Source organism: Vitreoscilla stercoraria DSM 513, assembly GCF_000382305.1.
Lineage (GTDB): Bacteria > Pseudomonadota > Gammaproteobacteria > Burkholderiales > Neisseriaceae > Vitreoscilla > Vitreoscilla stercoraria.
In genome coordinates this window covers 55,630-69,055 of sequence record NZ_KB908027.1, presented here as the reverse complement: position 1 = coordinate 69,055, position 13,426 = coordinate 55,630, and the positions used below count along the sequence as shown (strand labels likewise).

Genomic DNA, 13,426 nt, shown 5'->3' with positions numbered 1-13,426 from the left:
TTATTTCAATCGCTCATGCCGAGAGCGCCAACGACTGACGGTACGGCAACGCCAACCGCCGCGTACCAACACATAGCCTATCACAGCCAGACTTCCCGAAAACAATGGGACGCCTAGCATCAAATATTTGGCTTGTTCAGCCAAAGCCGCGCGCAAATCCGAACCACCTGCTTCAATCACCACTTTCCAATCCGAAAATGCCATTAAAGTGTGTCCAGGCTCAGCCAAAACATGAAAGCCCAATTGATAAGCCAAATAATACAAAGGCAGATACGTCAACGGATTGGTATATAGAGTCATGGCCAAAGAAATAGGCAAATTGGCACGCAATACATACGCCAAAATCAATGCCATCAACATTTGCGTAGGCCCTGGCATCATGCCTGCAAACAAGCCAATGGCCACAGCCAACGCCACTTTGCGACGCGAGGCGACCCAAAAATAAGGCTTGTTGAAATACGGAGCCAAAGGTTTTAACCAACGCTTGGCAAAGATTTCATCGTGCGTTGGGACTTTGTCTCGCAACGCATGCCATTTTTGACGCCACCAACTTTGTCGCAACATGTTTTAGACTTCTTTAGCGCAACAGGCTTTGTATTTTTTGCCGCTGTTACAAGGACAAGGGTCATTGCGACCGACTTTTTCACCACGGAAAATCGTTTGTGGCTTGTTTTGCACCGCTTTCCAATAATGGAAGAATTGCTCTGCGGTGGCGGCCAATTGTTCAGCCGATTCTTTGCGCTCTTTTGGGCTAATGTCTATGCCTTCTTCATCATAAATGCCTGCTGTCACCATCATTGGATAAAACGCATCTTCAAACTCTTCATCGTTTGCTGCCTCAAACCAATCGGTATTGACCACATCCAAAGCAAACAAATAAGCGTTCGCCCAAGTTTGGTAATCAAGCTCACCGTCTTCATCGTCTTCAAGCAACAAAGTCAACTCGCGCGCTTCCAATTGCGCTGCCCATGCATCGCTCAATTGACGAATCAATTCCAAAATTTGCGCTTTTTGTGCATCAGAGAACAAATTTTCATCACCCAAAATCTCAGGCATCCAATCTTCCAATTGAATGTCATCGGGACCCGACAACACCGCGCACATGAAGCCTTGCACTTCATCCACGCGCATGGTGTCACCGTCAATATGCGGGTGCAATAAAGTGGCTAATTGTTGTTGTAAGGCTAAAATATCACTCATGGTTTACTTCTCAATCGTTGTCGTTGTTGTTCAAAAATACAAATAGTGGCAGCCATCGCCACATTCAAGGATTCTGTCTGTGCATGCATTGGAATGTGAACACTCTTTGCACAATATTGCAAAAGCCCAGTGCTAATACCCGCGCCTTCGTTGCCCATCACCCACACGCCATCTTCACACAAATCCAAATCATACACGCTGTCGCTCTCTTGCTTCAAAGCTGTCATCCACAAGCGTCCTGTAAAGTTTTGCGTCCAATCAATAGCATCGACATCGGTGTAAATGGGCAGCGTAAAATGCCCACCCATCGCAGCGCGCAAAACTTTGGGCGACCAAGCATCGGCACAGCCTTGGCTTAACACGAGCCAATCCAAACCCACTGCCGCTGCGCTGCGAATGATGGTGCCAATGTTGCCTGGGTCTTGTACGTCTTCTAACAACATGCCATTGCCAGAAATTGGCAACACATCGTTTACAGGACGCTTCACAACGCTGATGATGTCGTCCGCCTCGGTGAGGCTTGTGATTTTGCTTAACGCATCACCTGTCACCACATGCACCACACCCGCAGGCAGCAAGCGCAATAAGGACGCAACCTCGGCATCGCTGCTGCGTTTTTCAGACACAAACACTTGTTCAGGAAACGCGCCCGTTTGCAAATACGCTTGCAACACATGCACGCCTTCCATCGCCGCCAAACCCAATTGACGGCGCACTTTCGCTTGCTTGAGCAATTTGCCCAAGCGTTTTAATGACTCGTTTTGAGCCGATTGAATCAAATACATTTTCAGGACGCTTTCAAAACCGTTCTAATTTCATCATTGCCTTTTAACGGGCGAATCGCTTCAAACAAAACATGCGCTTGTGGATAAACCAATTTCATCATCGCCACCCATTGTTTCAAACGTGCCATCGGATATTTGGAGTCGCCCGCCTTGATACAACACAACTCAAAAAACAAGCGCACCCAATGCATGATTTCAGGCCAATCCATTTCAGTGACAGTTTGACCTTGTTCGTACAACATGATTTGACGCGCCAAATCAGGACGACGCACAGCGCCGCGACCGAGCATCACACTGTCGCAGCCCGATTGTGCTTTGATGGCAATGTAATCGTCTAAACTGAACACATCGCCATTGGCAATCACAGGAATGTTCAAAGCCTCGCGAATGCGGTGAATGTATTGCCAATGTGCAGGCGGCTCATAGCCTTCTATTTTCGTGCGAGCATGCACCGCCACTTCACAAGCACCACCATTTTCAATGGCATGAGCACAATCTAAAAACAAATCTTTGCTTTCATAACCCAAGCGCATTTTGGCACTCAACGGAATGTGTTCAGGCAAAGCTTGGCGCACGGTAGTGACAATTTCCAACATACGCTCAGGCTCTTTGAGCAAGACTGCCCCACCTTGATGGCGGTTCACTGTCGGCGCAGGACAACCAAAATTGATGTCAATTTTTTGGGCGCCATAACGCACCGCTTCCAAAGCATTGAGCGCCATATTTTCAGCATCTGAACCTAAAATTTGCACCGTACACGGCACACCTGCAAATGTTTTGGCATCGTGTTCCAATTCAGGAATCAACTTCATCCACATGCCACGCCCATGCACCGTGTGCGTGATGCGCACAAATTCGCTCACACAAGCGTCCAACCCACCCATGCGGGTCAATAAGTCGCGCATCACATCGTCCACCAAACCTTGCATTGGTGCTAGAATCAAACGCATTGAATCTTCCTTTATCAATAGCCCGCTATTTTACCCTGACATGAGCACACTCGCCCAACGCTATTTCAATCTTTATGCTTCAAACAAGCATTGTTCAATCATGCTGCAAATGGATTGGGGAATGGGCAAGACCATTAAAATCTTTATGGCATTGACCTTGAGAAAATCGCCATCATATCGCTACCTGATACCATCAGATACGATGCAAAATATTTGTGCTCATTAGGGACATTTGAATTTGAATGAATTGAAAAGGACTTTACTATGCAAACAGCCATTTTAGCTGGTGGATGTTTTTGGTGTTTGGAGGCAGTATTCTCTCAATTACAAGGCGTCCTGAATGTCAAAAGCGGCTACATCAACGGCCACACACGCCATCCCACTTATCGAGAAGTGTGCACTGGCAATACGGGGCATGCTGAAGCGGTTAAAATTGATTTTGATGAAAATATCATTCGTTATGATGAAGTTTTGGATGTCTTTTTCACCATCCATGATCCCACCACATTGAACCGTCAAGGTCATGATGCCGGTACGCAATACCGCTCAGGTATTTATTATTTAAACGAAGAACAAAAACAGCAAGCACAAAACAATTTAGAAGCCTTGCAATACGACTTGCCCCAAACCATCGTCACCGAAATTGCAGCAGCACAAACTTTTTACCCTGCCGAAAACGAACACGATGATTACTTTTTTGAAAATCCCTACCAAGGCTATTGCCAAGTGGTGATTGCACCGAAAGTACAACAAGCGAAACAACAATTTGCACATTTATGGCGTACAGCATGATGCTGTTTGTAAGACTTTGCGGTAAAGTGACGCTGCTTAGACACATTGGAGCCCCATGCTTTCTACTCAATTTCAACGCATAGGCATTGCTTGCCGCATCGCAACACCTGAGGCGTTTGGACCTGTCAGCAAAATCGTCCAAACCTTGCTAGATGATGGCTTAGAAGTGTATTTGGACGAAGACAATTACCATGACTTGGCGCAAATGCCGCAAATTGAGCATTGCCAAATCGTCAGCAAAAGCGATTTAGGCCGCCATTGCCATGTGGTGATGGTATTGGGTGGCGATGGTACATTTTTGTCAGTCGCGCGCAAAATTGCCCCATTTTATGTGCCCATCATTGGCATTAATTTGGGTCGCTTGGGCTTTTTAACCCAAGTACCCGTGGAAACCTTGGCCACTGATTTGCGCAATATTTTGAGTGGCAAATACTTGCCTGAAGATTTGATTTTGCTAGAAAGCAAAGTGGTGCGTGATGACAAAACCATCAAGCAATCTTTGGCTTTGAACGATGTGGTGTTGTCGCGCGGTGGCTTGGGGCAAATGGTCGAATTTGAAGTGTTCATCAATCGCCAATTTGTCTATACACAACGAAGCGATGGTTTGATTGTATCCACGCCCACAGGCTCGACGGCTTACTCTTTAGCGGCAGGTGGTCCGATTTTACAATCGTCGATGCATGCTTTGGCTTTGGTGCCAATTTGCCCACAATCGATGACCAACCGTCCGATTGTCATTTCAGACACCAGCGAAATTGAAATCATGTTGACCAAAGGCATGGATGCCCGCGTGCATTTTGATGGACAGTCGTTTATCGATTTGCAAAAACTCGATCGCATCATCATTCGCCGTTATCGCAATACTTTGCGGGTATTACACCCAACCGATTACCATTATTACCGTACTTTGCGCACCAAGTTGCATTGGGGCGAACAACTCGTCTAGGGACGTTTATGCTGCTTGCCTTATCTTTAAAAGATTTTGTCATTGTTGACCAATTACATCTGAATTTTCAATCAGGTTTGACTGTGATTACCGGTGAAACGGGCGCGGGCAAATCCATTACTTTGGATGCTTTGGGCTTATTATTAGGCGACAAAGCCGATTTTTCACAAGTGCGGGTGGGTCAAAAAGAAGCCCAATTGTCCGCTTTGTTCGACATCACGGCATTGCATGCTTTACAGGACGCTTTGCGCGAACAAGGCTTAATGCAAGACGATGAAGACAAGCAATTGAGCATTCGCCGCATCATTGATGCCAAAGGCAAAAGCCGCAGCTTTATCAATGGTCAAACCGTCACTTTAAGCCAATTGCGTGACATGGGCGCGCATTTGGTCGACATCCACGGACAAAACGCCCACCAATCGTTGAACAAAGAAGCGATGCAACGGCAATTGCTTGATGCTTTTGCAGGCGCGCAAGAATTGTCATTGTCGGTCAAGCACGCTTATCAAACATGGCAACAAGCGCAAAAAGATTTACAGGACGCTTTGAATTCTGGTGAACAATTGGCTTTGGAGCAAGAACGTTTGCAATGGCAATTGCAAGACTTGGAACAACACCAATTGTCTGCCAAAGAATGGGACGAACTCAATCAAAGCCACGATGCTTTGGCGCATGCTGCGGACATTTTAGAAGCGGCGCAATGGGTAGATGAAGCGATAGATGGCGCAAGCAGCGTGCAGCAACGCCTCTACCAATGCCAACAACGCTTGAGCCATTTGGCGCAACACGAACCACGTTTTCAAGAAAGTTTGCCATTGCTTTTGGCAGTAGAAGCGGAATTGGCAGAAGTGGCCTCGAGCATGCGTGATGTGTGCGCTGATGTCGACATCAATCCACAAGAATTGGCTGTCCAAGCCGAACGCATTCAAACTTTAAACACCTTGGCACGCAAATACCGGGTCGAGCCACCAGAATTGTTTGCCAAGCAACAAAGCTTACAGGACGCTTTAAATCAATTGGAAGCCGCAGGCGATACGGAGGCTTTAGAACAAGCGGTTAACAAAACCCAAGCAGCTTTTGAAACACTTGCCCAGCAATTGAGCGCCAAACGCCAACAAGCGGCACAACTATTGGCGGCTGAAACCACCGAGCGCATGCAAGAATTGGCGATGAATGGTTCACGTTTTGCCATAGAATTACTGGCATCCAACGCAGGCTCACATGGTTTGGAACACGTCCAATTTCTGGTGGCTGCTAACAAAGGCAATCCTTTGCGGCCCATGGCAAAAGTGGCTTCAGGTGGCGAATTGTCACGCATTTCTTTGGCATTGCAAGTGGTCACCAGCCGTTTGCAAAGCGTGCCGACGTTGATTTTTGATGAGGTAGACAGCGGTATTGGCGGGCGTGTGGCCGAAGTGGTGGGCAAATCATTGCGCCAATTGGGGCAACATTACCAAGTGTTGGCCATTACCCATTTGCCGCAAGTGGCCGCGTTTGGCAACCAACATTGGCAAGTGAGCAAACGCGATGTGGGCGAAACCACATTGAGCCAATTGCTGGAATTGGTGGACGATGCACGCACCGAAGAAATTGCGCGCATGCTCGGTGGCGAAACCATCACCACCACCACGCGCGAACATGCCAAAGAAATGTTAATCCAAGCAGCTGCCGCCATTTAAGAGCACGACATGGATAATGTGGCGTATTTGCAAACCATGTGGCAAACGCTGTGGCAACAGACACCGCGTCTTGCACCTGAGCTGGCGCCCATCATCGCTGCGTATCAACAGCCGCAACGCCACTATCACACCACCCAACATTTGCGCGAATGTCTGCAATATTGGCACACTTGCCAACAGGCAATGCCCAATGCATTTGCCATTGGTGTGGCGTTGTTTTACCACGATGTGGTGTATGAGCCTCAGCGCCAAGACAATGAAACGCAAAGTGTCGCATGGATGCACCATCATTTACAGGACGCTTTAGACCCGCACACACTGCAAACCATCGCCACTTTAATCATGGACACACAAAACCATCAGGCCTCTTTGGGCGAAATCAGCGCATGGATGTTGGACATTGATTTGAGTATTTTGGGTGCCAATGCGCGACGTTTTGCCGAATATGAAGCGCAAATCCGCCAAGAATACCGCTTTGTGCCTGCGATGTTATACCGCTATCGCCGCCGCCAAGTCTTACAAACATTGGCACAACGCTCGCCTTTGTTTCAAACCCCCTACTTTCAACAACAGCTTGGCGCACAAGCACAAATCAATTTAAGCGGCCTGTAAAAAAACAAGCGGCCTGTAACATTGACAGGACGCTTGTTGGAACACCATCTCTCAAATTTTATAACTGATGCTTGTCATCACTTTTGACATCGCTTCCATCGCCATTTTCACAGGCAAAGGCAAAGGCGCTGCACCAAAATCATGCGCCATTTCAGCATGTTTCATTTCATCTTCACGCATTTGCGTCACCACCGCACGGCTTTTGGCATCTTGTGCAGGCAACGCTTCCAAATGTTCTTCTAAATGCTTGGTCACTTGTTTTTCGGTTTCTTCTAAAAAGCCCAAATTCCATTTGTCGCCCAACACACCTGCCGCCACACCAATGGCCAAAGATGACGCATACCAAACAGGATTGAGCAAACTCACACGCCCGCCCAATTCCTGAATGCGTTTTTCTGTCCACGCCAAATGTTCTACTTCTTCTTGCGCAGCATGCTGCAAAGCTTCACGATTGCTTTGGTCGCGTGCGGTCATAGACTGCCCTTGATACAACGCTTGCGCACACACTTCACCAACATGATTCACACGCATCAAACCCAAAGCATGTTGACGCTCGTCTTCGTCCATCTCCCCTTCTTGTATGCCTTGATCGGGATAAGGACGCGTGGTTTGGGCAGGCGCCAATAAGGTGCGCAACACGATGTCTACGTTTTCAATCATGCGATCGGGCAACACGGCAATCTCCTTTTTATTCCATCTATTACCAATAAAATCAATGACACAAGCTTTATCTGATTTTTCAGCTTGCATTAAGCAAAGTATTTTACCGCAAAAACCCTGCACTTGTGCGGTGCATCAGTTTTGGATAAAAACAAATTTAAATCAAACTGTGTTGCATCAAAAAAATTTGGTTTTTTATCCTATCCTCACCTTGTTTAAGCATCGCTTACAGGTTTGATACTGTTATAATGTTACTGTTTTATCCTTCAACCATTTTGAGAACATAATGAACATTAATGCTATCAAACCTGCTACCAGCATTCCAGACGATTTCAATGTTGTGATTGAAATTTCTGCCAATGCAGCACCGATTAAATATGAATTCGACAAAGAAATTGGCGCTATTTGTGTAGACCGTTTCATGGGCACCTCTATGATGTACCCTGCCAACTACGGTTTCGTGCCTAACACTTTGTCTGGTGATGGCGATCCTTGCGACGTCTTGGTTGCTACCCCATTCCCATTGCCACCTGGCGTTGTGGTTCGTTGCCGTGCTTTGGGCGTGTTGAAAATGGAAGATGACGGCGGTGTAGATGCCAAAATCGTAGCCGTTCCAGTAGAAAAATTGTGCCCGATGTACAAAGACATCCAAAAATTGGAAGACTTACCACAATTGTTGCGCGACCAAATCAAACATTTCTTTGAACATTACAAAGATTTGGAAAAAGGCAAATGGGTTAAGATTCAAGGCTGGGAAGGCATTGAAGCGGCAACCGAAGAATTAGAGTCTGGTATTAAAAACTTCAAATAAGTTTGTAATCTGTATAAAAGCCCATCTTCATGATGGGCTTTTTTTTGTCTAGATATAATGGCTTATTGACATTGACTCAGCCATTGTTGCTTTTGCTGCGGCGTTAATACTTTGAAAAAATAATGCTGCATGCGCAAATCTTGCATATCAAGTTCCGCATTGTACAAATATTTCTGACTGACATATTGGCGCGCAGCATGATCGTTAAAATCATCTTGCATCAAAATTTGTACCAAATCGCGGCGAGCCGTCGCAGCAGATGGTTTTTTTCGTGTCATATCATCACGTAATGTTCGATACTCATGGCGTAACTGTCTGAGTTGATTTTTTTGAGTTGGCGTCAATCCCAATTGGCTGGTATTACAATTCATACCAACCGCATGCGCCGTTTGCATACAAGCAAAAAAGCTGACAAACAACACACAACCTAAGGTTGTTTTTTTCAGTGTGGGTATCATGACAGAGCCCATGCATTCAAACCAAATAAATTAAGAATGTTTGCATTGTATCAGTGTCGGTGTGAAACTGAACCTCAAGCCCGTAAATCTGTGTAAATCGAGCATTTGCTTAAGTTATTTATGTCATTTAAGAATTTGATTTTAAATCCAACTAAGCATGGTCGACCCTGCACAAAGCCGTTACAATATAGCCTCCTCTTGCTAACAAAAATGACACACACACCATGAATTACCGTATTTCTCCAAGTATTTTGTCTGCCGACTTTGCCCGTTTGGGTGAAGAAGTTTCCAATGTGATTGCAGCTGGTGCAGACTTAATCCATTTCGATGTCATGGACAACCACTACGTACCCAATTTGACTTTTGGCCCTATGATTTGTGAAGCCATCAAACCTTATTCGTCTGTTCCGATGGACGTTCATTTGATGGTAGAACCTGTGGATGATTTGATTCAATCTTTCGCCCAAGCTGGTGCCAACATCATCACCTTTCACCCAGAAGCCAGTCGCCATGTTGACCGCAGTTTGGGCTTGATTAAAGCACAAAACTGTCAAGCAGGCTTGGTCTTGAACCCTGCGACACCTTTGCATGTATTGGATTATGTTTTGGACAAAATCGACATGGTGTTGTTGATGTCAGTTAATCCTGGTTTTGGTGGTCAAAGCTTCATCCCTAACACTTTGGATAAAATCCGTGCTTTGCGCTTAAAATTGGATGAATACGAACAGCTTTCAGGCCGCCGCATTGCCATCGAAGTTGATGGTGGCATCAAAGTCAACAATATTGCCCAAGTGGCTGCAGCAGGTGCAGATACGTTTGTGGCAGGCTCGGCTATTTTTAGTCAAAGCGATTACAAGGCAGTGATTGATGCAATGCGTGTCGAATTGGCAAAATTAAATTCTTAATAAAATCAAGCAAGCACCATTTTATGCTGCAAAAATTGTTTTTTTAAGTTGACAGTTTTTTCAAGGTCGCTATAATGCACACCTATTCCCTGATAGCTCAGTCGGTAGAGCGACGGACTGTTAATCCGCAGGTCCCTGGTTCGAGCCCAGGTCGGGGAGCCAAATTTAAAAAGCCAGCTGATCAGCTGGCTTTTTTCATATTCATCTTATCTATAAAATCTTTGTTGTTTATCAAAAAATCATTCCTGTTTAAAAACCTTGTCTGGCTTACGTTTACATCCACAGTAAGCGTCCTGTAAACATTTCATCTGTGCCATTTCAAGCTAAACACAATTATTTATTAACAATATTACAATGCATTTCTGATACTTATCTTCAAGCCTGCATTTTTCTGTTAAATCTGGCTTGACAGTTTTTTCAAGGTCGCTATAATGCACACCTATTCCCTGATAGCTCAGTCGGTAGAGCGACGGACTGTTAATCCGCAGGTCCCTGGTTCGAGCCCAGGTCGGGGAGCCAAATACAAAAAGCCAGCTAATCAGCTGGCTTTTTTCATATCTGTATCCTCTTGTGTATTTTTCAGGACGCTGCGACACTGCCAGCATTCCATTTCCCATTACAAAGGACATACCATGTCATTTCAAGCCATTTTATTCGATTGCGATGGCGTATTGGTCGACAGCGAAGGCATTACCAACCGCATCATTTGGCAATACATGAACGAACATGGTTGGTATGTCAGCGAAGCCGAATGTTATGACATTTTCTTGGGCAAAACCGTGCGCAGCGAAACCGCTTTGATTGAAGCCAATCTTGGTCGCTCAATAGATGACACTTGGATGCAAGAATTTTACCGCCGCCGCAACATCGCCTTATTAGAAGAATTGACCGCCATTGAAGACAGCCATTTGGCGGTACAAGCGGCATACGGTGCTTGCCAAGGCAATATTGCTTGCGCTTCAGCAGCCGATTTGCACAAAGTGTGTATGCAATTGGATAAAGTCCAACTCAAACCATTTTTCAAAGCGGTTTTAAGCGGTCACAACTGCCCTCGCAACAAACCTTATCCTGATGTGTATTGGGCAGCAGCCCAAGCTTTGAACGCAGACATTGCCCAATGTTTGATCATTGAAGACAGCGTCACTGGTATCCAAGCAGGCGTTGCCGCTGGAGCAACGGTATGGGCTTACTTACCTGAAAACAGTCATTTTAATGCTGAAACTTTGCAACTAAATGGTGCAAAAAAAATATTTTCAAGTATGAAAAATCTAGAACAACTGATTCATGAGCATTTTTCATTTTAAAATTTAAAATTATTAATCAAATCAACCTTTAAAAATAATATTGATTCTTCCACTTACCGCTTAGATTACATAAAATAATCCTAAACTTACAAAATTGAGCAATATTCATTCAAGATTACAATTTTTTGCACCATGATAAACCTCGACCATTAAGATATAATTATAAATTGCCTAGTTTATACGGCAAACTGTGCGTTTTATCCAACCAACAGAAAACTCATGCCACGGATTGTCATCCAACCGTGGCTTTTTATATTGCGCTAAGGATAGATCATGAATCAACCTCAACGCGTCGACCATTTTGCCAACTATCGTGAGTTAACCATTCGCGGCATCATTTTAGGCGCACTCATTACGGTGATTTTCACCGCGTCCAATGTTTATTTGGGCTTAAAAGTCGGCTTGACCTTTGCGTCAGCCATTCCTGCCGCAGTCATTTCGATGGCAGTATTGAAGTTTGCCAAGGATTCCAATATTTTGGAAAACAACATGGTGCAAACCCAAGCTTCGGCAGCAGGCACTTTGTCTTCCATCATTTTTGTCTTACCGGGCTTGCTAATGCTTGGCTATTGGCAAAACTTCCCATTCTGGCAAACCACTATGATTTGCTTGGCTGGTGGTATTTTAGGGGTGATTTTCACCATCCCATTGCGTCATGTCATGGTGGTTAACAGCAATTTGCCTTATCCAGAAGGTGTGGCGGCAGCTGAAATCTTAAAAGCGGGCACCAGCGGCTTGGTTGTCAATGAAAAAGGCGAAATCGAACAAGATGCCAACTCCAAACCTGAAGAAAGCGGCATCAAAGAAATCGTCATGGGTGGTGCTTTAGCAGGTGTGTTCAGCTTTATGGTCAACGGTTTGCGCATCGCATCTGACCATGCTTCACATTGGTTCAAAATGGGCAATGCCATTTTCCAATTGCCGATGGGTTTTTCCGTTGCCTTGTTGGCAGCAGGTTATTTGGTAGGCATCGCTGGCGGTATGGCCATTTTGACCGGTATCGCCATCGCTTGGGGCGTAGCAGTACCTGTATTGTCTAGCACAGCTCCTATGCCTGCCGATGCAGACATGGTGTCTTATGCCATGACTTTGTGGAAAGAAAAAGTGCGCTTTATCGGTGCCGGTACCATTGGTATTGCAGCCATTTGGACTTTATTGAGCTTAGCCAAACCGATGATGGAAGGCATGCGCATGTCTTTTGAAGCCATCAAAAACCCAGCTGCCGCAGCCAATACCCATCGTGCTGACCGCGACTTGAGCCCTAAAGCCATGATAGGCATCAGCTTGTTGATGGTATTGATTTTGTTCATCACTTTTTACAGTTTTGTACAAGCAGCCCCAATTTCAGCTGGCTTAGGCTGGGGTTTGGTCGCTGTTGCCACTTTATTGGCTGTGGTCATTGGTTTTTTGGTCGCCGCTGCATGTGGTTATATGGCAGGCTTGATTGGCTCATCTTCTAGCCCAATTTCAGGCATTGGCATTGTGTCGGTGTTGTTGATTGCCACCACATTCTTGATTGTTGGCGAAAGCACTGATTTATTGTCCACCACAGAAGGCTCAAACTTCTTAACCGCATTGACTTTGTTTGTGGCTTCGGCAGTGATGGCAGTGGCCACCATTTCCAATGACAACTTACAAGACTTGAAAACAGGTTATTTGGTCCATGCCACACCTGCCATGCAACAAATTGCGTTGATTATTGGCTGTGTGGTCGGTGCCGTGGTCATTTCACCAATTTTGGATTTGCTCTTCCAAGCATACGGTTTCACTGGCGCCATGCCACGTGAAGGCATGGATGCGGCGCAAGCTTTGTCAGCACCACAAGCGACATTGATGACCACCATTTCAAAAGGCATTTTTGCCCACAATTTGCAATGGGACTTCATCTTGATGGGTGTGGGCATCGGTATTGCCGTCATTATTGTAGATGCATTGTTGAAAAAATCCAGCGGTGGTCGTTTGACTTTACCTGCTTTGGCAATCGGCATGGGCATTTACTTACCACCTTCAATCAACATGCCATTAATCATTGGTACGGTGATGTCTTATTTGTTACACCGCCACTTGAAAAAAACCCGCGGTGAAGCAGCATTTGTCAAAGGCGAACGCCGTGGCACCTTGTTTGCCGCAGGTTTGATTGTGGGCGAGAGCTTAATTGGTGTGGCCATGGCGATGATCATCGTGGTGTCTGTAACCTCTGGTGGTTCAGATGCGCCTATGGCCTTGCAATTGGCCAATTGGGACACAATGGCAACGGTATTAGGCTTGGCTGGTTTCTTGGCAGCTTTGGCGTTGTTTGTCCAACGCGTTTTGCGCAAATAACC

The 13,426-nt window shown here is 45.7% G+C and carries 14 protein-coding genes and 2 tRNA genes; 10 read left to right on the top strand and 6 right to left on the bottom strand.

The window, feature by feature from the left end; all coding sequences use genetic code 11:
* The 4 genes from H150_RS0108790 to H150_RS0108775 are packed head-to-tail and all read right to left on the bottom strand — an operon-like array spanning position 1 to position 2,935.
* A complete protein-coding gene (locus tag H150_RS0108790; RefSeq protein ID WP_019958687.1) occupies positions 1-564 on the bottom strand; it encodes a DUF2062 domain-containing protein in 564 nt (187 codons plus the stop codon).
* Between the two features lie 3 nt (positions 565-567).
* Entirely contained in the window at positions 568-1,200 is a 633-nt protein-coding gene (locus H150_RS0108785) for a UPF0149 family protein (protein WP_019958686.1), read from the bottom strand.
* Positions 1,197-1,985, bottom strand: coding sequence for a TrmH family RNA methyltransferase (locus tag H150_RS0108780; RefSeq protein ID WP_019958685.1), 789 nt, complete (start codon positions 1,983-1,985; stop codon positions 1,197-1,199). Before H150_RS0108780 ends, H150_RS0108785 begins: the two co-directional genes overlap by 4 nt.
* A gap of 2 nt (positions 1,986-1,987) precedes the next feature.
* Positions 1,988-2,935 carry a tRNA dihydrouridine synthase gene (locus H150_RS0108775; protein ID WP_019958684.1) on the bottom strand — a complete coding sequence of 316 codons (948 nt, stop codon included), beginning with the start codon at positions 2,933-2,935 and terminating at the stop codon, positions 1,988-1,990.
* Positions 2,936-3,199: 264 nt separating this feature from the next.
* Here H150_RS0108775 and msrA point away from each other — a divergent pair, with 264 nt between their 5' ends.
* From msrA to H150_RS14120, 4 genes are read left to right on the top strand one after another with little or no spacing between them, the layout of a single operon-like run.
* The gene (gene msrA, locus H150_RS0108770; protein WP_019958683.1) at positions 3,200-3,727 is read left to right on the top strand and encodes a peptide-methionine (S)-S-oxide reductase MsrA; all 528 of its coding nucleotides are present in this window, start codon (positions 3,200-3,202) and stop codon (positions 3,725-3,727) included.
* Positions 3,728-3,782: 55 nt separating this feature from the next.
* A complete protein-coding gene (locus H150_RS0108765) occupies positions 3,783-4,673 on the top strand; it encodes an NAD(+) kinase (protein WP_019958682.1) in 891 nt (296 codons plus the stop codon).
* An 8-nt stretch (positions 4,674-4,681) separates the two neighbouring features.
* Positions 4,682-6,352, top strand: a complete 1,671-nt coding sequence (gene recN, locus H150_RS0108760) for a DNA repair protein RecN (RefSeq protein WP_019958681.1) — start codon at positions 4,682-4,684, stop codon at positions 6,350-6,352.
* Positions 6,353-6,361: 9 nt separating this feature from the next.
* The gene (locus tag H150_RS14120) at positions 6,362-6,964 is read left to right on the top strand and encodes an HD domain-containing protein (RefSeq protein WP_019958680.1); all 603 of its coding nucleotides are present in this window, start codon (positions 6,362-6,364) and stop codon (positions 6,962-6,964) included.
* A 51-nt stretch (positions 6,965-7,015) separates the two neighbouring features.
* Here H150_RS14120 and coq7 read toward each other — a convergent pair whose 3' ends face one another.
* On the bottom strand, positions 7,016-7,624 hold the full coding sequence (coq7, locus tag H150_RS0108750) for a 2-polyprenyl-3-methyl-6-methoxy-1,4-benzoquinone monooxygenase (protein WP_155970512.1): 609 nt from the start codon (positions 7,622-7,624) through the stop codon (positions 7,016-7,018).
* Positions 7,625-7,910: 286 nt separating this feature from the next.
* Between coq7 and ppa the strand changes: the two genes are divergently transcribed.
* Entirely contained in the window at positions 7,911-8,435 is a 525-nt protein-coding gene (gene ppa, locus H150_RS0108745; RefSeq protein ID WP_019958678.1) for an inorganic diphosphatase, read from the top strand.
* Between the two features lie 62 nt (positions 8,436-8,497).
* Here ppa and H150_RS14115 read toward each other — a convergent pair whose 3' ends face one another.
* Positions 8,498-8,893, bottom strand: a complete 396-nt coding sequence (locus H150_RS14115; RefSeq protein ID WP_169708872.1) for a Spy/CpxP family protein refolding chaperone — start codon at positions 8,891-8,893, stop codon at positions 8,498-8,500.
* Between the two features lie 224 nt (positions 8,894-9,117).
* Here H150_RS14115 and rpe point away from each other — a divergent pair, with 224 nt between their 5' ends.
* The 5 genes from rpe (at position 9,118) to H150_RS0108715 (ending at position 13,424) form a co-directional block, all read left to right on the top strand.
* Positions 9,118-9,798 carry a ribulose-phosphate 3-epimerase gene (rpe, locus tag H150_RS0108735; RefSeq protein WP_019958676.1) on the top strand — a complete coding sequence of 227 codons (681 nt, stop codon included), beginning with the start codon at positions 9,118-9,120 and terminating at the stop codon, positions 9,796-9,798.
* A gap of 86 nt (positions 9,799-9,884) precedes the next feature.
* Positions 9,885-9,960, top strand: a tRNA-Asn gene (locus H150_RS0108730).
* Between the two features lie 281 nt (positions 9,961-10,241).
* Positions 10,242-10,317, top strand: a tRNA-Asn gene (locus H150_RS0108725).
* A gap of 113 nt (positions 10,318-10,430) precedes the next feature.
* Positions 10,431-11,102 (top strand): HAD family hydrolase, encoded by a 672-nt coding sequence (locus H150_RS0108720; RefSeq protein WP_019958675.1) that lies wholly within the window; start codon positions 10,431-10,433, stop codon positions 11,100-11,102.
* 273 nt (positions 11,103-11,375) lie between these two features.
* Complete coding sequence (locus tag H150_RS0108715) at positions 11,376-13,424, top strand: OPT family oligopeptide transporter (protein WP_019958674.1); 2,049 nt, start codon at positions 11,376-11,378, stop codon at positions 13,422-13,424.
* Positions 13,425-13,426 lie beyond the last annotated feature (2 nt).